Origin of the sequence: Pseudomonas viridiflava (assembly GCF_001642795.1) — a bacterium.
Taxonomy (GTDB): domain Bacteria; phylum Pseudomonadota; class Gammaproteobacteria; order Pseudomonadales; family Pseudomonadaceae; genus Aquipseudomonas; species Aquipseudomonas viridiflava.
Genome location: NZ_LKEH01000047.1, coordinates 59,286 through 83,410, shown reverse-complemented (window position 1 = coordinate 83,410; position 24,125 = coordinate 59,286). Strand labels below are relative to the sequence as shown.

Annotated in this window: 21 protein-coding genes; 1 reads left to right on the top strand and 20 read right to left on the bottom strand. The window is 59.3% G+C overall.

All coding sequences use genetic code 11. From position 1 onward, the window contains the following. Positions 1–24: 24 nt before the first annotated feature. The 5 genes from surE to AO065_RS23350 form a co-directional block, all read right to left on the bottom strand. Positions 25–774, bottom strand: a complete 750-nt coding sequence (surE, locus tag AO065_RS23370) for a 5'/3'-nucleotidase SurE (RefSeq protein ID WP_004879068.1) — start codon at positions 772–774, stop codon at positions 25–27. Continuing rightward, a complete protein-coding gene (gene truD / locus AO065_RS23365; RefSeq protein WP_004879065.1) occupies positions 762–1,820 on the bottom strand; it encodes a tRNA pseudouridine(13) synthase TruD in 1,059 nt (352 codons plus the stop codon). The genes surE and truD overlap by 13 nt, the downstream gene beginning before the upstream one ends. Next, positions 1,817–2,290: a 2-C-methyl-D-erythritol 2,4-cyclodiphosphate synthase gene (gene ispF, locus AO065_RS23360; RefSeq protein WP_004879063.1), complete on the bottom strand. Its 474-nt coding sequence runs from the start codon at positions 2,288–2,290 to the stop codon at positions 1,817–1,819. The genes truD and ispF overlap by 4 nt, the downstream gene beginning before the upstream one ends. Before the next feature lie 104 nt (positions 2,291–2,394). Then, the gene (gene fghA, locus AO065_RS23355; RefSeq protein ID WP_004879061.1) at positions 2,395–3,243 is read right to left on the bottom strand and encodes an S-formylglutathione hydrolase; all 849 of its coding nucleotides are present in this window, start codon (positions 3,241–3,243) and stop codon (positions 2,395–2,397) included. 59 nt (positions 3,244–3,302) lie between these two features. Next, on the bottom strand, positions 3,303–4,415 hold the full coding sequence (locus AO065_RS23350; protein WP_004879060.1) for an S-(hydroxymethyl)glutathione dehydrogenase/class III alcohol dehydrogenase: 1,113 nt from the start codon (positions 4,413–4,415) through the stop codon (positions 3,303–3,305). Positions 4,416–4,519: 104 nt separating this feature from the next. On the opposite strand from AO065_RS23350, the gene AO065_RS23345 reads away from it, so the two are divergent. Next, positions 4,520–5,416 carry a LysR family transcriptional regulator gene (locus AO065_RS23345; protein WP_004879057.1) on the top strand — a complete coding sequence of 299 codons (897 nt, stop codon included), beginning with the start codon at positions 4,520–4,522 and terminating at the stop codon, positions 5,414–5,416. A gap of 12 nt (positions 5,417–5,428) precedes the next feature. Here the strand turns inward: AO065_RS23345 and ispD are convergent, their stop codons facing one another. The 15 genes from ispD to bamA all read right to left on the bottom strand — a co-directional run bounded on the left by ispD (position 5,429) and on the right by bamA (position 24,081). Beyond that, the gene (gene ispD, locus AO065_RS23340; RefSeq protein WP_004879056.1) at positions 5,429–6,139 is read right to left on the bottom strand and encodes a 2-C-methyl-D-erythritol 4-phosphate cytidylyltransferase; all 711 of its coding nucleotides are present in this window, start codon (positions 6,137–6,139) and stop codon (positions 5,429–5,431) included. Positions 6,140–6,154: 15 nt separating this feature from the next. Next, the gene (gene ftsB, locus AO065_RS23335; RefSeq protein ID WP_004879054.1) at positions 6,155–6,433 is read right to left on the bottom strand and encodes a cell division protein FtsB; all 279 of its coding nucleotides are present in this window, start codon (positions 6,431–6,433) and stop codon (positions 6,155–6,157) included. A gap of 189 nt (positions 6,434–6,622) precedes the next feature. Further along, positions 6,623–7,909, bottom strand: coding sequence for a phosphopyruvate hydratase (gene eno, locus AO065_RS23330; protein ID WP_004879053.1), 1,287 nt, complete (start codon positions 7,907–7,909; stop codon positions 6,623–6,625). A 138-nt stretch (positions 7,910–8,047) separates the two neighbouring features. After that, complete coding sequence (gene kdsA, locus AO065_RS23325; RefSeq protein WP_004879051.1) at positions 8,048–8,893, bottom strand: 3-deoxy-8-phosphooctulonate synthase; 846 nt, start codon at positions 8,891–8,893, stop codon at positions 8,048–8,050. A gap of 16 nt (positions 8,894–8,909) precedes the next feature. Continuing rightward, positions 8,910–10,541, bottom strand: a complete 1,632-nt coding sequence (locus tag AO065_RS23320) for a CTP synthase (protein WP_004879049.1) — start codon at positions 10,539–10,541, stop codon at positions 8,910–8,912. Positions 10,542–10,806: 265 nt separating this feature from the next. Then, positions 10,807–12,144, bottom strand: coding sequence for a tRNA lysidine(34) synthetase TilS (gene tilS / locus AO065_RS23315; protein WP_032650175.1), 1,338 nt, complete (start codon positions 12,142–12,144; stop codon positions 10,807–10,809). 167 nt (positions 12,145–12,311) lie between these two features. After that, positions 12,312–13,259: an acetyl-CoA carboxylase carboxyltransferase subunit alpha gene (locus AO065_RS23310; RefSeq protein WP_004879043.1), complete on the bottom strand. Its 948-nt coding sequence runs from the start codon at positions 13,257–13,259 to the stop codon at positions 12,312–12,314. Positions 13,260–13,387: 128 nt separating this feature from the next. After that, entirely contained in the window at positions 13,388–16,909 is a 3,522-nt protein-coding gene (dnaE, locus tag AO065_RS23305) for a DNA polymerase III subunit alpha (RefSeq protein ID WP_004879041.1), read from the bottom strand. A gap of 63 nt (positions 16,910–16,972) precedes the next feature. Beyond that, a complete protein-coding gene (rnhB, locus tag AO065_RS23300) occupies positions 16,973–17,623 on the bottom strand; it encodes a ribonuclease HII (protein ID WP_032650197.1) in 651 nt (216 codons plus the stop codon). 11 nt (positions 17,624–17,634) lie between these two features. Continuing rightward, a complete protein-coding gene (gene lpxB, locus AO065_RS23295; RefSeq protein WP_004879038.1) occupies positions 17,635–18,777 on the bottom strand; it encodes a lipid-A-disaccharide synthase in 1,143 nt (380 codons plus the stop codon). Between the two features lie 2 nt (positions 18,778–18,779). After that, positions 18,780–19,556, bottom strand: coding sequence for an acyl-ACP--UDP-N-acetylglucosamine O-acyltransferase (lpxA, locus tag AO065_RS23290; protein WP_004879036.1), 777 nt, complete (start codon positions 19,554–19,556; stop codon positions 18,780–18,782). Next, on the bottom strand, positions 19,553–19,993 hold the full coding sequence (gene fabZ, locus AO065_RS23285; protein ID WP_004879034.1) for a 3-hydroxyacyl-ACP dehydratase FabZ: 441 nt from the start codon (positions 19,991–19,993) through the stop codon (positions 19,553–19,555). The genes lpxA and fabZ overlap by 4 nt, the downstream gene beginning before the upstream one ends. A 109-nt stretch (positions 19,994–20,102) precedes the next feature. Beyond that, positions 20,103–21,158: a UDP-3-O-(3-hydroxymyristoyl)glucosamine N-acyltransferase gene (gene lpxD / locus AO065_RS23280; RefSeq protein ID WP_004879033.1), complete on the bottom strand. Its 1,056-nt coding sequence runs from the start codon at positions 21,156–21,158 to the stop codon at positions 20,103–20,105. 1 nt (position 21,159) lies between these two features. Beyond that, complete coding sequence (locus AO065_RS23275) at positions 21,160–21,663, bottom strand: OmpH/Skp family outer membrane protein (RefSeq protein WP_002554721.1); 504 nt, start codon at positions 21,661–21,663, stop codon at positions 21,160–21,162. A 45-nt stretch (positions 21,664–21,708) separates the two neighbouring features. Then, a complete protein-coding gene (bamA, locus tag AO065_RS23270; protein WP_004879031.1) occupies positions 21,709–24,081 on the bottom strand; it encodes an outer membrane protein assembly factor BamA in 2,373 nt (790 codons plus the stop codon). Positions 24,082–24,125 lie beyond the last annotated feature (44 nt).

Here is a 24,125-nt window from a genome sequence, read left to right as displayed (position 1 = left end):
ACAGGTCATCTTGCTCGCGTGACATCAGCGCAGCCCCTCCAGCCAGGTGTTCAGGCTGCTGAAACCATCCTGATAGGTACGGTCCAGTTGCAGCGGCGTAATCGAGACGTAGCCCTGCATGACCGCATGAAAGTCCGTCCCGGCGCCGCCATCCTCGGCATCGCCTGCGGCCGCTATCCAGTAACCGGCACGTCCGCGGGGATCAACGACCCTGATCGGCGCTGCCGCTCTGGCGCGATGGCCCAGCCTGGTCAATTGAATGCCGCGGATGTGCTCCAGGGGCAGATTCGGGATATTCACGTTCAACACCGTACGCGGTGGAAGATCGAGTTGCTCGTGGGCCTCGACCAGCAGCCGTGCGTAATGCGCGGCCGTGGCGAGGTTGTCCGGCTGGCGCGACAGAAACGAGAAGGCGAACGACGGCCGTTGCAGAAAACGGCCTTCCAGTGCCGCGGCGACCGTACCTGAGTACAGCACATCATCGCCCAGGTTGGCGCCCAGATTGATCCCTGAAACCACCATGTCGGGTTCACGCTCCAGCAGGCCGTTGAGCCCCAGATGCACGCAGTCGGTCGGCGTACCGTTCAGACTTATAAAACCATTGGCCAGCGTCTGCGGATGCAGAGGCCGGTCGAGGGTCAGCGAACTGCTGGCACCACTCTTGTCTTGATCGGGGGCAATCACCACGCATTCAGTGTAGTCCGCCAGCGCGCCATAGAGCGCCGCAAGGCCGGGCGCGCTGACCCCGTCATCGTTTGAAATCAGAATACGCATGGGCTGTCCGTCTGCCCAACCGGCACCAGATCGACAAGCTCGCGCACCAATACGGTGGCAAAGCATCCAGGCGGAAGGACGAATTCCAGTTGCAGAATGTCAGGCTCGGGATAATGCCACGTCAGCCGCCCAATGGGCAGCCGCAGGATGCGACGTTCGTGTTCCATTCCCGCCCTGATCAACCAGTCGCGAAGCGCCGGATGCTCAGCTGCGATGGCGTTTTCAAGCTCTGCGGTCTTGCCCAGCGCCGGAGAAGGACCTGCGCCCCACTGCGGACCGGTCGGGTGCAGGTCCAGAATGGCCAGTCGCGGATCACTGCATTCCTCAACGCCGGCCGGGAAAAAGCTGCGGCTGTCGGTGAACGCCAGCAGATCACCGACCTGAGCATGCTGCCAGCTGCCATCGACAACGCGTGCGGCAAGAACCTGATTGAACAGGTAGCTGCGGGCCGTCGACAGCAGACGCGAGCGGACCGCGCGCTGCTCGGGCAAGGCCTGACGGGAGGCATAATCGCGAGCCTCGCCCAGGTTACCGCCCTGATAGCCGAAGCGCTGAGCGCCGAAGTAGTTGGGAATTCCGAGCCGGGCGATCGACTCGAGCCGCTGATTCAGCGCGTCCTTGTCAGCTGTCAATTGAGTCAGGCGCAAGGTGAAACCATTGGCTGCGTGCGCGCCACGCTGCAATTTGCGCTTGTGGCGGCTCATCTTGAGGATCTGCAGCGTCTCGTCCTGCGCGGCGGACAGATCGGGGTCGGCCTTGCCGGGCAACTGAATACTGAACCATTGACGGGTGAGCGCTTGACGGTCTTTCAAACCGGCATAGCTGACCGTACGCAATTGAACACCGGCAGCCCGGGCCAGACGGCGCGCGGCTTCTTCGGTATTGAGGCCACGTTTCTCGACCCACAGCCATAGATGCTCGCCATCGCCCGAAAGCGGAATATCGAGCACTTCATCGACCTGAAAATCTTCGGCGGTTGCCTTGAGAACAGCGCTTCCCAGTGCCTTGCCCCAGGCAGTCGGGCCCAACAATTCAAGTTCGGTCATGCGCGCAGCAACAACGCGACGGCATGCACAGCGATGCCTTCTTCGCGGCCGGTGAAGCCGAGTTTTTCAGTGGTGGTGGCCTTGACGTTGACCTGATCCAGTTCGACCTGCAGGTCTTCGGCAATCAGCGCGCGCATGGCGTCGATATGAGGCGCCATTTTAGGTGCCTGGGCGACGATGGTGGCATCGACGTTACCGACCTTCCAGCCCTTGGCCTGCACTTGCTTGAGCACGTGACGCAGCAGCACGCGGCTGTCCGCGCCCTTGAACTGCGGATCCGTGTCCGGAAAATGCTTGCCGATGTCGCCCAGCGCCGCAGCGCCCAGCAATGCGTCGCTCAGAGCGTGCAGCAAAACGTCGCCATCGGAGTGGGCCAGAAGACCGAAACCGTGCGCAATCCGCACGCCGCCCAAGGTGATGAAGTCGCCTTCAGCGAAACGGTGCACATCATAGCCGTGGCCAATACGCATAAAAAAACGCCCTGAAAAAAGTCAGGGCGTGATTCTACCTGCTTTGGCACGGCTTGGGTTTGTCAGAGACGCCGCACATCAACAGGACGGCCAGTCAAACCCGCTCAGCTATCGAACAACGCGCTGGCATGATGGCGAAGGTGGTCTTCGATGAAGCTGGCGATGAAGAAATAGCTGTGGTCATAACCGGGCTGCATCCTCAGTGTCAGAGACTGCTGTGCCGATTTGGCAGCCTGAACCAGTGTCTCGGGCTTGAGCTGATTGACGAGAAAATCATCCCGGTCGCCCTGATCCACCAGAATCGGCAGTTTTTCCGTCGCCTCGGCCATCAGCACACTGGCATCCCACTCGCGCCAGCGTGAACGGTCTTCGCCCAGAAAACGGGAAAACGCTTTCTGCCCCCAGGGGCAATCCATCGGGTTGCTGATCGGCGAGAACGCCGAGATCGATTTGTAGCGACCCGGATTGCGCAAGGCACACACCAGCGCGCCGTGCCCGCCCATCGAATGACCGCTGATGCTGCGTGCCTGCGAAGCCGGGAAATGCGCTTCGATCAGCGCAGGCAGTTCGATGACCACGTAATCATGCATCTGGTAATGACGGGCGTAGGGCTGTTCGGTGGCGTTGAGGTAGAAGCCGGCGCCCAGACCGAAATCCCACGCACCGTCCGGATCGCCCGGCACGTCGGGGCCACGCGGACTGGTGTCCGGCGCGACGATGATGATGCCCAGTTCGGCGGCCACTCGCTGGGCCGCGGCCTTCTGCATGAAATTCTCGTCGGTACAGGTCAGGCCGGACAGCCAGTACAGCACTGGCAGCTTGCCGCCCTGCTCTGCCTGCGGCGGCAGATAGACGGCAAACACCATGTCGCAGCCCAGTACCTGAGAGTGATGCTTGTATCGCTTGTGCCAGCCGCCGAAGCTTTTCTGACAGGAAATGTTTTCCAGGCTCATGGTCGACTCCGAACGACGGGCAGCAGCCCTGATTGGCGCACGCTGCCCATCGTCACTGTTTAGAAGTGGATGACAGTACGAATGCTTTTACCTTCGTGCATCAGGTCAAACGCCTTGTTGATGTCTTCCAGACCCATGGTGTGAGTGATGAAGGTGTCCAGCGGGATCTCGCCGGTCTGAGCCATGTCGACATAGCTCGGCAACTCGGTACGACCCCGCACGCCGCCGAACGCCGAACCACGCCAGACGCGACCGGTCACCAGCTGGAAAGGACGGGTGGAGATTTCCTGACCGGCACCGGCCACGCCGATGACGACCGATTCGCCCCAGCCTTTGTGGCAGCACTCGAGTGCTGCACGCATCAGCTGCACGTTGCCAATGCACTCGAACGAAAAATCCACGCCGCCGTCGGTCATGTCGACGATGACTTCCTGAATCGGGCGATCAAAATCTTTCGGGTTCACGCATTCGGTGGCGCCCAACTGTTTGGCGATCTCGAACTTGGCCGGATTGATATCGATGGCAATGATCCGGGAAGCCTTGGCTTTCACCGCACCGATCACGGCCGACAGACCAATGCCGCCCAGGCCGAAGATGGCCACGGTGTCGCCGGGCTTGACCTTGGCGGTATTGAGCACTGCGCCGATACCGGTGGTGACGCCGCAACCGAGCAGGCAGACCTTTTCCAGCGGTGCCTGCTTGTCGATTTTGGCGACCGAGATTTCCGGCAGCACGGTGTATTCGGAGAAGGTCGAAGTGCCCATGTAATGGAAGATCGGCTCACCCTTGTAGGAGAAGCGAGTGGTGCCATCCGGCATCAGACCCTTGCCCTGAGTGGAGCGGATTGCCTGACACAGGTTGGTCTTGCCCGAGCGGCAGAATTTGCACTGGCGGCATTCAGGGGTGTAAAGCGGAATGACGTGATCACCGACCACGACAGAGGTGACACCCTCACCCACCGCTTCGACGATAGCCCCGCCTTCATGACCCAGAATCGAAGGGAAGATCCCTTCAGGATCAGCACCGGAAAGCGTGTAGGCGTCGGTGTGGCAAACGCCGGACGCCACGACCCGCAGCAGCACCTCGCCCGCCTTGGGCATGGCGACATCCACCTCCACGATTTCCAGTGGTTTCTTGGCCTCAAAGGCGACAGCAGCACGTGACTTGATCATCAATCTTCTCCGGCGAACTAAAACAAGGTGTGCAGTGTAGTACAGTGCCAAAAGGCGAGTAATAGAGCCAAAAGCAAAACATTAATGCTGTACAGGGATAATCGATGTACACCAATCGCTGGGAAGGCCTCGACGAGTTCGTGGCGGTGGCCGAATGTGGCCAGTTCACTGCGGCAGCTCAGCGTCTGGGGGTGTCCTCTTCACACGTCAGCCGTCAGATCGTCCGGCTTGAAGAACGGCTGCAGACTCGCCTGCTGTACCGCAGCACACGCAAGGTGGCGTTGACTGAAGCCGGTCAGACGTTCCTGCATCATTGCCAGCGTCTGCAGGATGGACGCGAAGAAGCACTGCGCGCGGTGGGCGACCTCACCAGTGAACCCAAGGGACTGTTGCGCATGACCTGCGCTGTGGCTTACGGCGAGCGTTTCATCACGCCACTGGTGACTCGCTTCATGGACGTTTATCCGCATCTGCGGGTCGACATCGAATTGAGCAACGACACACTCGATCTGGTCCACGAAGGCATGGACCTGGCGATACGGCTGGGGCGCCTGCAGGACTCACGCATGGTGGCCACGCGCCTTGCACCTCGCCAGATGTACCTGTGCGCAGCACCTTCCTACATCGCACGCTACGGCCGTCCTCACAGCCTGTCGGAACTGAGTCGCCACAACTGTCTGATCGGTGGCAGCGATACCTGGTTGCTGCAACAGAATGGGCGGGAATTCTCTCAGCGCGTACAGGGCAACTGGCGATGCAACAGCGGCCAGGCCGTACTCGATGCGGCATTGCACGGCGTCGGTCTGTGCCAGCTACCGGATTATTACGTGCAGAATCACCTGAAGAGCGGCGCGCTGATTTCGTTGCTGGAGATGCACCAGCCGCCCAACACGGCTGTCTGGGCGCTGTATCCACAGCAACGCCACCTTTCGCCCAAGGTACGCAAGCTGGTGGACTATTTGAAGGAAGGCTTGTTAATGCGAGAAGAGTACCGGCAGTAGCCGGTGAACCTCTCAGCGACCGAACTCACCCCGACGCAAACGCAACCATTCAAGGTCTTCAGGTCGGGTGACCTTGATGTTGTCGGATCGTCCTTCGATCAGACGCGGCGACTGCCCCGCCCACTCGATGGCTGAAGCCTCATCGGTGATGCTGACATCTGAGACCAGACTGTCCGCCAGCGCGCGATGGAGGGCTCCGAGGCGGAACATCTGCGGCGTATAGGCTTGCCATATCATGCTGCGATCAACCGTTTCAGTTACACGACCATGGCTGTCAGCGCGTTTGAGCGTGTCTCGCGCCGGAACGGCCAGCAGGCCTCCGACCGGGTCATCCGCCAGTTCGCTGAGCAGGTTGTCCAGGTCGCTACGGGCCAGATTCGGACGCGCCGCGTCGTGAACCAGCACCCAGTCATCATCGCTGGCGCCCTGCGCATGCAGGTGCAGCAAAGCGTTGAGTACCGAACCTGAGCGCTCCTTGCCACCGTCCACCCGCTGGATCCGGGAATCCAGCGCACAGGGCAAAGCGGACCAGTAAGGGTCGTCCACGGCAAGGCTGATCACCAGACCCTTGAGACGGGGGTGATCCAGAAAACTTAACAGGCTGTGTTCGAGAATGGTCAGACTGCCCAGTTGCAGGTACTGCTTGGGCCGGTCTGCTGCCATGCGGGCGCCGATGCCCGCTGCAGGTATCACCGCCCAGAAGGCAGGGAGAAAGTCTTTCATGACACCTACTTTTTATTATTGCGCGAGCTGATAGAGGGTCTCGCCGTCCTTGACCATGCCCAGCTCATGGCGTGCACGCTCCTCAACGGTTTCCAGCCCTTTCTTCAATTCCATGACTTCAGCATCCAGCACGCGATTGCGCTCCAGCAACACCTGATTCTCGGCATGCTGATCCGCGATCTGCTGGTTCAGGCTGGCCACTTGCGCCAGGCTGCCATTACCCACCCACAGGCGATATTGCAAACCGGCAAGCAACAAAAGCAGGATGAGGAACAACCAGTTAGGACTGCGCATTGAAATATCAGGTACCCAGTAGAAAAGACGGCAGAGCCAACACAACAAACAAATGACTGAGGGCATTGAGCCTGACATAAGCCAGGCTCAATCACTCCAGGTTACAGCGGAGCGTCAGCATCGGCAGGGCGGGCGAAACCGGATGAACCGTTTTTCCCGCAACGCCCTGCGTCTTTTACCATCTATGGATCAACCGCGAAACTCGGCGCGGCCGTTATAAACGGCTTTGGAACCCAGTTGCTCTTCGATACGCAGCAGCTGGTTGTACTTGGATACACGATCGGAACGGCACAGCGAACCGGTCTTGATCTGGCCGGCAGACGTGCCCACGGCCAGATCGGCAATGGTCGAATCTTCGGTTTCACCGGAACGGTGCGAGATCACGGCAGTGTAACCGGCAGCCTTGGCCATCTGAATGGCTTCCAGCGTTTCGGTCAGTGTACCGATCTGGTTGAACTTGATCAGGATCGAGTTGGCGATCTTCTTGTCGATGCCTTCCTTCAGGATCTTGGTGTTGGTCACGAACAGGTCGTCGCCCACCAGCTGGATCTTGTCGCCGATCTTGTCGGTGAGAATCTTCCAGCCTGCCCAGTCGGATTCGTCCAGACCGTCCTCGATGGAGATGATCGGGTGCTTGCTGACCAGATCAGCCAGATAGTCGGCGAAACCGGCAGAATCGTATTCGCCTTCTTCGCTGAGCTTGTACTTGCCGTCCTTGTAGAACTCGCTGGCCGCGCAATCCAGGGCCAGGGTCACATCGGTGCCCAGCTTATAACCGGCGTTGGAAACGGCTTCGGCGATGGCGCTGAGCGCTTCTTCGTTGGAGGCCAGGTTAGGCGCAAAACCACCTTCGTCACCCACGGCGGTGTTCAGGCCACGGGCCTTCAGTACAGCCTTGAGGTGGTGAAAAATCTCGGTACCCCAACGCAGGCCTTCAGCGAACGACTTGGCGCCCACCGGCTGAACCATGAATTCCTGAATGTCGATGTTGTTATCGGCGTGCTCGCCACCGTTGATGATGTTCATCATCGGGACTGGCATCGAGTAGACGCCCGGCGTGCCGTTCAGATTGGCGATGTGCGCGTACAGCGGCAGATCCTGATCCTGGGCAGCGGCCTTTGCGGCAGCCAGGGATACAGCGAGGATCGCGTTGGCGCCCAGGCTTGCCTTGTTCTCGGTCGCGTCCAGCGCGATCATCGCGTGGTCCAGCGCCTTCTGGTCTACCGGGTCCTTGCCCAGCAGCAGGTCGCGGATCGGACCGTTGATGTTGGCGACTGCCTTCAGAACGCCCTTGCCCATGTAACGGCTCTTGTCGCCATCACGCAGCTCCAGCGCTTCGCGCGAGCCGGTTGAAGCACCGGACGGCGCGCAGGCGCTGCCAATGATGCCGTTATCGAGGAGCACATCTGCTTCCACGGTGGGATTGCCACGGGAGTCGAGAACTTCACGACCTTTGATGTCGACGATTTTTGCCATTGTTGTAAACACTCCAAGATTGACGAAAACGACGCAGCTGGGAAACGATGTTCGCAATCAGACGCAAAAAACGGCAGGCCTGAATGCGACAACCCCGTCACGAATGACGGGGAACGGCACTTTACCGGAGAACCCTGCTCAAGCGGTCTCTACGATCGGAAAACTTTTCACAAGTTCATCCAGCGACTTGAGCTGAGCCAGGAAGGGCTCCAGCTTGTCCAGGCGCAATGCGCAGGGACCATCGCATTTGGCGTTGTCAGGATCCGGGTGGGCCTCAAGAAACAGACCGGCCAGATTCTGGCTGATACCGGCCTTGGCCAGGTCCAGGACCTGAGCGCGGCGACCACCGGCCGAATCGGCACGACCGCCCGGCATTTGCAGGGCGTGGGTCACGTCGAACAGAACCGGGTACTCGAACTGCTTCATGATGCCGAAGCCGAGCATGTCCACCACCAGGTTGTTGTAACCGAAGCTGGAACCGCGCTCGCACAGGATCAACTGATCGTTCCCGGCTTCTTCGCACTTGGTCAGGATGTGTTTCATCTCCTGAGGCGCGAGAAACTGGGCCTTCTTGATGTTGATGACCGCACCGGTCTTCGCCATCGCGACCACCAGGTCGGTCTGGCGCGACAGGAAAGCCGGCAGCTGGATGATGTCGCACACTTCGGCAACGACAGCAGCCTGCTCGGGCTCATGCACATCAGTGATCAAGGGCACATTGAAGGTGCGCTTGATCTCTTCGAAAATGCGCATGCCCTCTTCCAGCCCGGGACCACGGTAGGACGTCACTGAGGAACGGTTGGCCTTGTCGAAGCTGGCCTTGAACACGTAAGGGATACCAAGCTTTTCGGTAACCCGCACATATTCTTCGCAGACCTGCATGGCCATGTCGCGGGACTCCAGCACGTTCATGCCACCGAACAGAACCATTGGTTTGTCGTTGGCGATCTCGATGGAGCCTACGCGGATGATTTTCTGAGCCATGTGCTTATCTTCCCTGTCAGGCGTTCTTTTGACGTTGAGCCAGTGCGGCTTTCACGAAACCGCTGAACAGCGGGTGACCGTCGCGCGGCGTCGAAGTGAACTCCGGGTGGAACTGGCAAGCCACGAACCATGGATGATCAGGCGCTTCGACCACTTCGACCAGCGCACCGTCACCGGAACGGCCGGAAATCTTGAGGCCAGCTTCGATCAACTGCGGCAGCAGGTTATTGTTCACTTCGTAGCGATGGCGATGACGCTCGACAATCACGTCATTCTGGTAGCAATCGTGAACCAGCGAGCCCGACTCCAGTTGGCATTCCTGTGCGCCGAGACGCATGGTGCCACCCAGATCGGAGCTCTCGGTGCGGGTTTCCACAGCGCCGGTCGCGTCTTCCCACTCGGTGATCAGACCCACGACAGCGTGCGCGCTGGTGCGGTCGAATTCGGTGGAGTTGGCGTCTTTCCAGCCCAGCACGTTACGGGCGAACTCGATGACCGCCACTTGCATGCCCAGGCAGATACCCAGGTACGGAACCTTGTTTTCACGAGCGAACTGAACGGCTGTGATCTTGCCTTCAACGCCGCGCAGCCCGAAACCGCCCGGAACCAGAATCGCGTCCACGCCTTCGAGCAGGCCAGTGCCCTGATTCTCGATGTCTTCGGAATCGATGTAGCGCAGGTTGACCTTGGTGCGGTTGGTGATACCGGCGTGGCTCATGGCTTCGATCAACGACTTATAGGCGTCGAGCAGTTCCATGTACTTGCCGACCATCGCGATGGTGACTTCGTGTTCAGGGTTGAGCTTGGCATCGACGACCTTGTCCCACTCGGACAGATCGGCGCCGCCACACTGAAGACCGAAACGCTCGACGACGAAATCGTCCAGGCCCTGCGAATGCAGGATGCCAGGGATCTTGTAGATGGTGTCGGCGTCTTCCAGCGCAATGACTGCGCGCTCTTCAACGTTGGTGAACTGGGCGATCTTGCGACGCGACGAGGTGTCGATCGGGTGATCGGAGCGGCAGACCAGGACATCAGGCTGCAGGCCGATGGAACGCAGTTCCTTGACGGAGTGCTGGGTCGGCTTGGTCTTGGTTTCACCGGCGGTGGCAATGTACGGCACCAGTGTCAGGTGCATCAGCATCGCGCGGCGTGCGCCGACTTCGAAACGCAGCTGACGAATGGCTTCGAGGAACGGTTGCGACTCGATGTCGCCGACCGTGCCGCCGATTTCGACCAATGCCACGTCGGCATCGCCTGCACCCTTGATGATGCGGCGCTTGATCTCGTCGGTGATGTGCGGAATGACCTGAATGGTCGCGCCCAGATAATCACCACGGCGCTCTTTGCGCAGGACGTGTTCGTACACACGGCCAGTGGTGAAGTTGTTGTTCTGGGTCATGGTGGTGCGGATGAACCGCTCGTAGTGACCCAGGTCCAGATCGGTTTCAGCGCCGTCGTGAGTGACGAACACTTCACCGTGCTGGAACGGGCTCATTGTGCCTGGGTCCACGTTGATGTAGGGATCCAGTTTGAGCATGGTGACTTTAAGCCCCCTCGCCTCCAGGATGGCCGCCAATGAAGCCGAGGCAATGCCTTTCCCCAATGAAGAAACAACACCGCCCGTGACGAAGATGTAGCGCGTCATGAAAAACCCTAGAAGTCTGCGTTAAAGCGGTCAGAGCCGCCGGGGAAAGCGAAGGAAGGCCGAAGCCCCCGATTACCGACAAAATTCACGGTGCACTCCCGAAACTGCTGCGTTGAAACCGACCGGCCGAAAGCCTGCCTATTACGCGCTACATTTTAAGAAATCGCCCCGTAAATACGGGTTGGTAACCGGCAACTTCTGTTGTTTCAAAAGAACCAACAGAAGCTGTATCAAGAAGGGAGCGTAGTCTACCTGAAAGGCCCTTTCAGCTCAAACTTTGGTCGCTGGTCGGTGCGGCCCAGCGCAATTGCCAGCTTCCATTGGGTGAAGCGTCCAGTCCAGCCAGCCCGGCGACCGCCAGCAGTTGGTCATCGCAGTACAGCAGCGGCAATCTGCCGCGGACGAACGTAGGCACACCGTGCTCGTTGAACAGGCGCTTGAGATCGCGATGACCTCGCCGTGCCACTTGCATGACTTCGGATCCCTGACGATAACGCACCTCGAGCGGCCCTTGCGGCGCATCGCCCTGTATCGAGATACGCCCGTTACCGGGAAGGCTCAACGGCTCGTGAGGATCAGGCCAGGTGAATATGCCTTCGACGGGGCGAAGCCACGGCCGGGGCAGCCACCAGATATGCCCCTGAGTACGATGCAGTTCTCCATCGGCCAATCGCCAGACCGGCTGCGCACCCTCCCCCGCGTCGCGCAAGGTGTCCCAGCCCGCCCAGTGATCCGTATCAGGCAAGCGGGTCAGTGGCGCGAGCCAGTGACGCAGCGCGTTGCGTTGGCGAGTCGCGGACAAACCTGCAAGAGGCCCGATAGCCAGCACGGGAAGGCCGAGCCATACAAAGGACGTAGTGGCTTGAGAGGCGGCCAGATCCTGCTCGGCAAGCTCGCCAAGGAGTTCTTGGGCTTCACCGAGATGACGGGCCGTGCGCGCCATGCTGGAAACAGCCTGCGGCCATCTGGAGGTCAGCAACGGCATCACCTGTGCGCGCAGGAAATTACGGGAAAAGCGGACATTGTCGTTGCTGGGGTCTTCGATCCAGCCAAGGCCGTGCTCGCGGGCGTAGCCTTCGAGTTCGCCACGCGAACAGTCCAGCAAGGGTCTGACCAGATGCCCTTTTCCGAGCGCACGAGACTCCGGCATCGCCGCAAGCCCTCGAACACCTGCACCGCGCATCAGACGAAACAGCAGTGTTTCAGCCTGATCGTCGCGGTGCTGCCCCGTCAGCAAAACCTCACCCTCGCCCACCTGCGCCGAGAACGCTGCATACCGAGCCTCTCGGGCTGCCTGCTCGAGGCTGGCGCCTGACTCCACATTCACCCTGATCATCTGCAGCGGCATATCGAGCGCCTGACAGACCTGCCGACAATGCTCAGGCCAGTCATCGGCAGCAGCCTGCAGACCGTGATGAACATGAATCGCTTTCAGAGCGGGCAAACGTTCGCGCCTGGCCAGCTCAGCCAGAAGATGCAACAGGACAGTGGAATCGAGACCGCCAGAGAAACCGACGTGCCAGACAGGCGCATCGCGCCAGGGCGCCAGGGCTTGGAGCAGCCTGGCGGGGAGATCATGACCGCTATGGCTTGAATGGGTCATTGATAAGGCCATTAGACGAGTGTTGCCACAAACAGGAGACAGGTTGCGCTACCAAGGCCAACGCCAAATCCCTGAAGCGACAAAACTGTGGGAGGCGCCTCCCACAGTTTTGCGTTTGCCTTGAGAAGGTGCCGCGTCAGCAACACAGCGCCCTCTCCACGATCACCTTACAAGCCGTAGCTCATCAGACGATCGTAACGACGGGCCAGCAGCGCGTCGTTGTCGAACTTCTTGAGCATTGCCAACTGGCTGCTCAGCTCTTCACGAATCGAAGCCGAAGCGGCAACCGGGTCACGGTGCGCGCCGCCCAATGGCTCGGTGATCACCTTGTCGACGATGCCCAGGCCTTTCAGGCGCTCGGCAGTGATACCCATCGCTTCGGCGGCGTCCGGCGCTTTCTCGGCGGTTTTCCACAGAATCGAAGCGCAGCCTTCCGGCGAGATCACCGCGTAAGTCGAATATTGCAGCATGTTCAACTGGTCGCACACGCCGATGGCCAATGCACCGCCCGAGCCGCCTTCGCCGATGACCGTGGCGATGATCGGGGTTTTCAGACGCGCCATGACACGCAGGTTCCAGGCAATCGCTTCGCTCTGGTTGCGCTCTTCAGCGTCAATGCCAGGGTAGGCGCCCGGTGTGTCGATGAAGGTCAGGATCGGCATTTTGAAACGCTCGGCCATTTCCATCAGGCGGCAGGCCTTGCGATAGCCTTCAGGACGCGGCATGCCGAAGTTACGACGTACCTTTTCGCGCACTTCACGACCCTTCTGATGACCGATCACCATCACAGGCTGACCTTCCAGACGCGCAACGCCGCCCACGATAGCCGCGTCGTCGGAGAAGTGACGATCACCGTGCAGCTCATCGAACTCGGTGAAAATGTTCTGGATGTAATCCAGTGTGTACGGGCGACGGGGATGACGCGCCATGCGCGCAATCTGCCAGCTGGTCAGGTTGCCGAAGATACTTTCGGTCAGAGTCCTGCTCTTGTCCTGCAACCGGGAGATCTCGTCACCGATGTTCAGCGAGTTATCGTTGCCCACCAGGCGCAGTTCTTCGATTTTGGCTTGCAAGTCAGCGATAGGCTGTTCGAAATCCAGAAAATTCGGGTTCATAGGCATCCGTCTTGGGTCGACGGCCAAGAGGCCGGCCGGTTGATCCGTCTGCGCCTTTCCCTCAGGGAACAGGCGCGGTCAGGTCGAAATTAAAATTCAGGGCTGAGCGCAGATCTAGCCTGCGGCCTTCAGCGATACTGGAGAAAGACGTTCTCACGTCCGAACTGGTCACGCAGCGCTTGAATCAAGCTGTCTGCGGGATCGATTCGCCATGCTTCTCCGAACTGCAGCAACGCTTTGGCATCCTTACCGGTGTAATCCACCGTGATTGGACAGGCACCACGATGGCGCTTGCACAGATCGCCGAGCCAGCGCAGCCGGTCACCCTTGAGTGCATCGGCATGCACCGTCACTCGCAGGCTTTCGGCCAGATTGGTCCGCGCATCCTCGATGCTCATGACGCGCTTGGCACGCAGCCTCAAGCCGCCGGAGAAGTCATCATTACTTACTTCGCCTTCAACCACCACCATAGCATCGGTCTGCAACAGTGACTGAGCCGAATGGAAGGCTTCGGCAAACAGTGACGCTTCGATGCGCGCCGAGCGGTCATCCAGGGTAATGAAACCCATCTTGTCGCCCTTCTTGTTCTTCATCACCCGCAGGGCAATGATCAGGCCTGCCACCGTCTGGGTGTCCCTCGCCGGTTTCAGGTCGATGATGCGCTGCCGGGCGAAACGACGAATCTCGCCTTCATACTCATCGATCGGGTGCCCGGTCAGGTAAAGACCGAGGGTTTCCTTCTCGCCACGCAAGCGATCCTTGAGGCTCAGCTCGCGGGTCTTGCGATGATTGGCGTAGACGTCCGCGTCTTCTTCGACGAACAGGCCACCAAACAGGTCCGAGTGACCGCTGTCGCGGCTGCGCGCAGTCTGCTCGGCGGCCTGAATGGCTTCTTCGAGGGCCGCGAGCAACACCGAACGGTTACGGTCGATGTTGGCCTGATAGGCCTTGGGCTCCAGTTCGAAGTACGGGCCGAGACGATCCAGCGCACCACTGCGGATCAGACCATCAAGGGTCCGCTTGTTCACGCGTTTGAGATCGACACGGGCGCAGAAATCGAACAGGTCCTTGAACGGTCCTTTCGAACGCGCCTCGGTGATTGCCTCGACCGGCCCCTCGCCCACGCCCTTGATCGCGCCCAGACCATACAGAATCCGGCCATCGTCGCTGACGGTGAACTTGAACTCGGACGTGTTCACGTCCGGCGCGTCGAGGCGCAGCTTCATGGTGCGCACTTCTTCGATCAAGGTCACGACCTTGTCGGTGTTGTGCATGTCCGCCGACAACACGGCGGCCATGAACGGCGCCGGGTAGTGGGTCTTCAGCCAGGCGGTCTGATACGACACCAGACCATACGCGGCGGAGTGGGACTTGTTGAAACCGTAACCGGCGAATTTTTCCACCAGGTCGAAAATGTTACCCGCCAGATCCGGGTCGATATTATTGGTCTTGCAGCCATCGATGAAACCGCCGCGCTGCTTGGCCATTTCCTCGGGCTTTTTCTTACCCATCGCACGACGCAGCATGTCTGCACCGCCGAGGGTATAGCCGGCCATGACCTGCGCAATCTGCATCACCTGTTCCTGATACAGGATGATGCCGTAAGTCGGTGCCAGTACAGGCTTCAAGCCTTCGTACTGATAGTCGACGTGCGGATAGGACAGCTCGGCGCGACCGTGCTTACGGTTGATGAAGTCGTCCACCATGCCCGATTGCAGAGGCCCCGGACGGAACAGGGCCACCAGTGCAATGAGGTCTTCCAGGCAGTCGGGCTTGAGCTTTTTGATCAGCTCTTTCATGCCGCGGGATTCGAGCTGGAACACGGCCGTGGTCTCGGCGCGCTGCAACAGCTGATAGGTCGGCATGTCATCCAGCGGGATGAACGCGATGTCCAGCGGCGCTTCGTTGACCTTCGCGCGGTCGCGGTTGATGGTTTTCAGCGCCCAGTCGATGATGGTCAGGGTTCGCAGACCGAGGAAGTCGAACTTCACCAGACCTGCCGCCTCGACGTCATCCTTGTCGAACTGGGTCACCAGACCGTCACCGGCTTCGTCGCAATAGATCGGCGAGAAATCCGTCAGCTTGGTGGGCGCAATCACCACGCCCCCGGCGTGCTTGCCCACGTTACGCACGACACCCTCGAGCTTAAGGGCCATCTCCCAGATTTCAGCCGCCTCTTCATCGACCTTGAGGAAGTCGCGCAGGATCTCTTCCTGCTCGTAGGCCTTCTCGAGTGTCATGCCGACTTCGAACGGGATCATTTTCGACAGGCGATCCGCAAGCCCGTAGGACTTGCCCTGAACCCGCGCCACGTCTCGCACCACCGCCTTGGCGGCCATGGAACCGAAGGTGATGATCTGGCTCACTGCGTTGCGGCCGTATTTCTCGGCCACATAGTCGATAACCCGATCACGACCGTCCATGCAGAAGTCGACGTCGAAGTCGGGCATCGAAACCCGCTCCGGGTTCAGGAAGCGTTCGAACAGCAGGTCGTATTCAAGCGGATCAAGGTCAGTAATCTTCTGTACGTACGCCACCAGCGAACCGGCACCCGATCCACGGCCGGGACCTACCGGCACGCCGTTGCTCTTGGCCCACTGGATAAAGTCCATCACGATCAGGAAGTAACCGGGGAACCCCATCTGGATGATGATATCCAGCTCGAAATTCAGTCGGTCGACATAGACCTGGCGCCTGGCTTCGTAATCTTCGGTGGTGTCCTTGGGCAGCAGGACCGACAGGCGCTCCTCCAGACCATCGAAGGATACCTTGCGGAAATATTCATCGATGGTCATGCCATCGGGAATCGGGAAGTTGGGCAGAAAGTGCGTGCCCAGCTTCACGTCAATGTTGCAGCGCTTGGCGATTTCGACGCTGTTGGTCAGCGCCTCGGGCAGGTCGCTGAACAGCTCGGCCATTTCTTCCGGGCTTTTCAGGTACTGCTGATCGCTGTAGTTATGCGAACGCCGAGGGTCATCCAGTGCGCGACCTTCACCGATGCAGACGCGGGTTTCATGCGCCTCGAAATCGGTCTGCTTGATGAAGCGCACATCGTTGGTCGCGACCAGCGGCGCGCCGTGGCGGTCAGCCAGGGCAACAGCGGCGTGCAGATGTTCTTCATCGTTGGCGCGGTTGGTGCGCTGCACTTCGATGTAGAAACGATCCGGAAAGACCGTCATCCACTCACGCAGCAGCTCGTCCGCCTCGCCCGGATTACCGCCGAGCAACGCCATGCCAATCTCGCCTTCCTTCGCTGCCGACAGCGCGATCAGACCATCACTGGCCTGAGCGACCCATTCACGCTGGATCACGATCTGGCCGTTGCGCTGCCCTTCGATGAAGCCGCGCGAGATCAGCTCTGTCAGGTTGCGATAGCCCTGGGCGTTCATGACCAGCAGACTGATACGGCTGAGCGCCGCGTCCTGGTCACGGCCAGCCAGCCACAGGTCGGCGCCGCAGATCGGCTTGATACCCGCGCCCTGGGCTGCCTTGTAGAACTTGACCAGCGAGCACATGTTGTTCTGATCGGTCACCGCGACGGCAGGCATGTTCATGCCGGTCAGCGCCTTGATCAGCGGCTTGACCCGGACCAGACCGTCGACCAGAGAGTATTCGGTGTGCAGGCGTAGATGAACGAAAGAAGCCGGCATGGTGATCCTATAGCGCGAAAACTGAAAACGAGGGCGCGATTGTAGCGAGACCTGACTGAAACGTCAGTCCTGCAACAACCCGATCGACGATGAAACCTGCGCCATCATGATGGTCGCTCGCGCCTCATGAGCGGCACGGACCGGCGCGAAGGAGCGCCGATGAATGGGGGTTGGCCCCAGACGAGCCAGGGCTTCGAGGTGTACCGGCGTCGGATAGCCCTTGTGACCACCCATGCCATACCCCGGATAAATGAGCTCGAACGCGGCCATTTCCCGGTCGCGGCTGACCTTGGCAAGGATCGAGGCTGCTGCAATCGCAGGCACTTTTGCGTCGCCCTGCACCACGGACGCCGAAGGCACTGACAACTGCGGGCAGCGATTGCCGTCAATCAAGGCCAGTTTCGGGATGATGCTCAGGCCTTCGACAGCCCGTTTCATGGCAAGCATCGTGGCGTGCAGAATATTCAGTTCGTCGATTTCCTCGACTTCAGCCCGGGCGATGAACCAGCACAGGGCCTTTTCCTGAATTTCGTCGAACAGTTTCTCCCGGCGGGCTTCGGTCAGTTTCTTGGAGTCATTGAGCCCCAGGATAGGCCTCGTCGGGTCCAGAATCACGGCAGCGGTGACCACAGCGCCGCACAGCGGCCCGCGCCCCACTTCATCGACGCCTGCGACAAGGTCCTCGACCAGCGTGAAATCCAGACCTGTCTGTATCATCGGTTTACTCACAGTGAAGACGTTTGCCCAAGCAGACTCAGAACCGCATCGGCAGCCTGATTCGAGGCATCGCGGCGCAACGTCCGGTGAATCTCGTCGAAGCCCTGAGTCTGCGCCTGACCTTCATCGATCAGCGGCAGCAGCGTTTCTGCCAGCGCTTCAGGTGTAGCCGCATCCTGCAGCAGTTCCGGCACCAGCAGGCGCTGAGCCAGCAGATTGGGCAACGACACATAGGGGCTTTTGACCAGCCGCTTGAGAATCCAGAAAGTAACCGGCGCCATACGATAGGCAACCACCATCGGTCGTTTGTAAAGCAGCGCTTCAAGCGTCGCCGTGCCGGAGGCTATCAAGACCGCATTGCACGCAGCGAGGGCCGTATGCGACCGACCGTCGAGCAGCGTGATCGGCAGGTCGCGCCCCTTCAGCAATTCTTCGATCTGGGTCCGCCGCTGGGGGCTGGCGCAGGGGAGCACGAAACGCAGGGTCGGACGCTGAGCGAGCAGGCGCTCGGCGGCCTCGAAGAACAAGGTCCCCAGACGTCCTACTTCGCCACCGCGGCTGCCCGGCATGAGGGCAACAACAGGCACATCACCCGCCAGACCAAGCTCGCCACGAGCAGCAGCACGGTCAGACTCAAGAGGAATCGTGTCAGCAAGCGGATGCCCGACAAAGCGGACCGGCACGCCTTTCTCTTCATAGAATCGGGCTTCGAACGGCAGAAGGGTCAGCATCAGATCGCAACCTTCGCGAATCTTCAGGACACGCTTCTGACGCCACGCCCAGACCGAAGGACTGACGTAGTGGACCGTCTTGATCCCGGCACGGCGCAGTTGAAGTTCGATATTGAGGGTGAAGTCCGGGGCATCGATACCAATGAAAACATCAGGCTTTTCATCGATCAGGGTCTGGACCAGCAGCTTGCGTCTGGCGAGCAACTCGCGCAATCGGCCGAGCACTTCGACCAACCCCATGACCGACAGGCGCTCCATGGGAAAGTACGACTGCATGCCCTGCGCTTCCATGAGCGGACCGCCAACGCCGATGAACTCGGCATCGGGATGTCGCGCCTTGATGGCACGCATCAGGCCTGACCCGAGGATATCGCCGGAGGCCTCACCGGCCACCAGCGCGATACGCAATGGGTTCGCCATGGTCAGCGGGTAATGCCGCGGGTCGAAGCCTGGATCGACTCGAGGAACACTGCCACTTCAGGGAAGAGCGCGGCAGGCTCGGCCAGATCGGCAACGGCCTGATCAATGGTCAGACCCTGGCGGTAGACAGTCTTGTAGGCCCGGCGCAGCGCATGAATGGCTTCCTCGGAGAACCCCCGACGACGCATGCCTTCGAAGTTCATGCTGCGCGCTTCGGCAGGGTTGCCGAACACGGTCACGAACGCCGGAACGTCCTTGCCGATGGCGGTGCCCATGCCGGAAAAGCTGTGCGCGCCGATATGGCAGAACTGATGCACCAGGGTGAATCCCGAAAGAATCGCCCAGTCATCAACATGCACATGACCGGCCAGCGCGGTGTTGTTGACCAGAATCACATGATTGCCGATCACGCTGTCGTGACCGATGTGCGCGTACGCCATGATCAGATTGTGATCACCCAGCGTGGTCTCGGCGCGATCCTGGACCGTACCGCGGTGAATCGTCACGCCTTCACGGATCACATTGTGATCGCCGATCACGAGACGAGTCTCCTCGCCCTTGTACTTGAGGTCGGGTGTATCTTCGCCTACCGATGAGAACTGGTAGATGCGATTGTGCTTGCCGATCCGGGTCGGTCCCTTGAGGACGACATGAGGACCGACCACTGTACCCTCGCCAATTTCCACACCGGGTCCGATGATCGACCAAGGGCCGACCTCCACGTTGTCGGCCAGGACGGCCGTCGGATCGATGATTGCGCGAGGGTCAATCAAACTCATAGCTTGCGTTCCGCACAGATGATTTCAGCGGAGCATACCGCTTTACCGTCAACAGTGGCCTTGCATTCGAACTTCCAGATCTGGCGCTTGGAGCTCAAAAAGTTGGCTTCCAGAACCAGTTTGTCACCCGGCAGCACAGGCTGACGGAAGCGCAGCTTGTCCGAACCCACAAAGTAATAAAGGGTGCCGTCGGACGGCTTCGCGTTCAACATCTTGAACGCCAGAATGCCTGCCGCCTGGGCCATGGCCTCAATGATCAGCACGCCCGGCATGATCGGATGCTGAGGAAAGTGGCCATTGAAAAAAGGCTCGTTGACGCTGACATTCTTGTAAGCGCGAATGGTCTTGTTCTCGATATCCAGTTCCGTGACGCGATCCACCAACAGGAACGGATAACGATGAGGCAGGTATTCGCGAATTTCTTTGATGTCCATCATTTCGAGGGGAAGCCTGTAGTAAAGATTAGGGGTGCTTCGCGATGGCGCAGCACCCCTCTACATCAAGGGGGCAGTTTATCGACTGTGCACGCTTGATATTAAAAAGGTATCAGCCATCAGATGGAGGATTACCGGCGCTGGTCACGGTCTCGACCATCTTTTCCAGTTTTTGCAGACGCCGGGCCATGTCATCGATCTTGCGCAGACGTGCCGCACTCTTGCGCCACTCGGCGGCCGGCTGCATTGCAGTGCCCGAAGAATAGGAGCCTGGTTCGGTGATGGAATGGGTCACCATGGTCATGCCCGTGATGAAAACACCATCACAGATCTCGATATGGCCCACCAGTCCAACACCACCGGCCAGCATGCAATGCTTGCCGATCTTCGTGCTTCCGGAGATCCCGACGCAGGCCGCCATAGCCGTGTGATCACCGATCTGAACGTTGTGGGCGATCTGAATCTGGTTATCCAGCTTCACTCCGTTACCGATTCGGGTGTCCGCGAGCGCACCACGGTCAATGGCGGTATTCACACCAATCTCCACGTCGTCGCCAATGGAAACGCCGCCGATCTGGGCAATCTTCTGCCAGACACCTTTCTCATTGGCAAAGCCGAAACCTTCTCCGCCCAGCACAGCCCCGGACTGAATCACCACACGCTTGCCAATGCGAACGTCGTGGTAAAGCGTCACACGGGGGGCCAGCCAGCCACCCTCGCCGATCTCGCAACGGGCACCGATGAAGCAATGTGCACCCACGGTGACCTGCGCAGCGATCCGTGCGCCGCTTTCGACAATGGCGAAAGCGCCGATGCTGGCTGCAGGATCAACGACAGCATCGTCAGCGATAACCGCTGTCGGGTGGATACCGGCAGCAGCCTTAGGCTTGGGATCGAACAGATGGGAGATTCGGGCATACGCCAGATAAGGATCGGGCACCAACAGCGCGTCCCCGGCGAAACTGTCGGCATCTGCGGGCTTGAGCAGCACGGCAGCGGCCTGAGTGTCGATCAGGAATCTACGGTATTGGGGATTTGCCAGGAAGCTGATCTGATCAGGGCCGGCCTCTTGTAAAGTGGCCAGCCCATTGATGTCCTTGTCCTTGTCGCCACGTAGCGTGGCGCCCAGGAACTCGGCCAACTGGCCGAGCTTGATGGTCGCGCTCATATTACTTCAGCTGATTCATGCGCTCGATGACCTGGCGAGTAACGTCATACTGAGGTTTGACGTCAATCACCGCACCGCGCTCGAATACCAGGTCGAAACCACCTTTCTTGATGACTTCTTCAACGGCCTGATCCAGCTTCGGCTTGAGTTGCTTGAGCATTTCACGGTCAGCAACGGCCTTGGCTTCGTTCAGCTCCTTGGACTGGAACTGGAAATCACGTGCTTTCTGCTTGAATTCAAGCTCCAGACGCTCGCGCTCAGGCTGAGCCATCTTGTCACCGCCGCTTACCAGACGATCCTGGATGCCCTTGGCGCTGCTTTCCAGGCTCTTCAGTTTGGTCAGCTGCGGACCGAACTTCTTCTCGGCATCAACCGCGTATTTCTTGGCAGCATCGGATTCCAGCAGCGCCATCTGATAGTTCAGCACAGCGATCTTCATGTCAGCAAAAGCAGGGCTTGCAACCAGAACGGTGGCCAGCAGTACCAATTGAGTCAACTTACGCACAATACAACTCCTACAGAATTCGTTGCGTTATCAAAGATCAGACGCTTAGAAGGTCTGACCCAGGGAGAATTGGAAAACCTGTGTTTCGGAATCGTCGTCCGGCTTCTTGATCGGCATCGCCAGGGCGAAGCTCAAAGGACCAAGAGCGGTGATCCAGGTCACGCCAACACCGACCGAACTGGCCATGCCAGACAAATCGACGTTGTTGCATTCGACACGCTGACCATTGCGCGTTCTGCTGGAATCGCAATTGCTGTCGAAAACGTTACCCACGTCCCAGAAAACCGAAGTGCGCAACGAACGCTGATCCTTGACGAACGGCAGCGGGAACATGACCTCTACGCCACCCTGAACCAGTATGTTGCCGCCGAACGGCAGTGGATCCTGATCCGGGTCAGGTTGCGTGCCGGGATTGCGACCCGAACTCGGCGTACTGCGAGGACCCAACGTGCTGTCCTTGAAACCACGGACCGAGTTGAAGCCACCGGCGTAGTAGTTTTCATAGAACGGCAGTCCCGACGTCGAACCATAACCGTCGCCATAACCTAGTTCGGTGTGCAGGCGCAGCGTGTAGTTGTCGGTGATCGGGTGGAAATACTGTGCGCGGTAGTCCAGCTTGTAGAAGGACAGGTCGCTTCCCGGCAGAGTGGTTTCGAACACCAGGCTCTGGGAATGACCACGGGTCGGCAGTACGCCCTTGTTCAGGGTGGACTCGGACCAGCCGGCGGACGCCTTGAAGTTCAGGAACTTGTCGCCTTCGCGGTTAGTGAAATCGAAGATTTCGTCAACGGTGTACGTACCGGTCTTGATCTCGTCCTGCTGTACGGTCAGGCCGTAGGTCAGACGGGACGTCTCGCTGATCGGATAACCCAGGCTCACACCGGCGCCAAGGCTGTCGACCGCATAGCTCGCCACGTCCACGTCGAGATCGTCGTAGTCAGTGGTGCGATAGAAGGCGTTGTAGCCCAGGCTGACGCCGTCCGGCGTGTAGTACGGATCGACGTAGCTGAAGTTGTAACGGCTTTGGTACTCGGAGCGGGTCAGACCGATGCTGACCTTGTTACCCGTACCCAGGAAGTTGTTCTGGCTGATCGAACCACCCAGAATCAGACCGGCACTCTGTGCAAAGCCGACGCTGGCGGTGATCGAACCGGACGCCTGTTCCTCGACCGCGTAGTTCACATCAACCTGATCATCGGTGCCCGGCACGGCCGGCGTTTCGACGTTGACTTCCTTGAAGAAGCCCAGACGATCCAGACGGGTCTTGGACTGGTCGATCAGGTAAGTGGAAGCCCAACCGCCTTCCATCTGACGCATTTCACGACGCAGCACTTCGTCCGCAGACTTGGTGTTGCCGCGGAAGTTGATACGGTTCACATAGGCGCGCTTGCCGGGATCGACCACGAAAGTGATATCGACCGTGTGATCTTCGTTATTCGGCGTCGGAACGCCGTTCACGTTGGCGAAGGTATAGCCTTCGTTACCCAGACGACGGGTGATCAGCTCGGAGGTCGTGGTCATGACCTTGCGCGAGAACACCTGACCTGGCTGAACCAGCATCAGGGACTTGACCTGATCTTCAGGGACTTTCAGGTCACCGCTGAGCTTGACCGACTTGACGCTGTACTTCTCGCCTTCGTTGACGTTCACAGTGATGTAGACGTTTTTCTTGTCAGGCGTGATCGAGACCTGGGTCGAGGCGATATCCATGTTGATATAGCCACGGTCGAGGTAGTACGAACGCAGACGTTCCAGGTCGCCGGAGAGTTTCTCACGGGCGTACTTGTCGTCGTTCTTGAAGAAGGACAGCCAGTTGGAGGTCTTGAGTTCGAACAGGTCGATCAGATCCTCGTCGGGGAACACGGTGTTGCCCACGACGTTGATGTGCTGAATGGAGGCAACGGTGCCTTCATTGATGTTGATCTTGAGGCCGACACGGTTGCGCGGTTGCGGCACGACTTCGGCGGCAACCTCGGCAGAGTAGCGACCCTGGGCCACGTACTGACGCTGCAGTTCGTTACGCACGCCCTCGAGCGTGGCGCGCTGGAAAATTTCACCTTCAGCCAGACCCGATTGTTTGAGGCCTTTCATGAGGTCTTCGGTGGAGATCGCCTTGTTGCCTTCGATCTCGATGCTGGCAACAGAAGGACGCTCGACAACGGAGATGACGAGTACGTTGCCATCGCGACCCAGCTGGATATCTTGAAAGAAGCCGGTCTTGAACAACGCACGAGTGGCATCGACCAGACGACCGTCGTCCGCCTGCTCGCCCACGTTGAGCGGCAGTGCGCCAAAGACACTGCCGGCGGAAACCCGCTGGAGGCCGTTGACACGGATATCGGAGATGGTGAAGGACTCGGCGTGAACTTCAGCGATCATCAGTGCGGCAAGAACCGCAGTTAGCAGCAGACGTTTCATGAAGTCCTTTCTTATTCCAACTGGCAATAAACAAACTGCCGCAA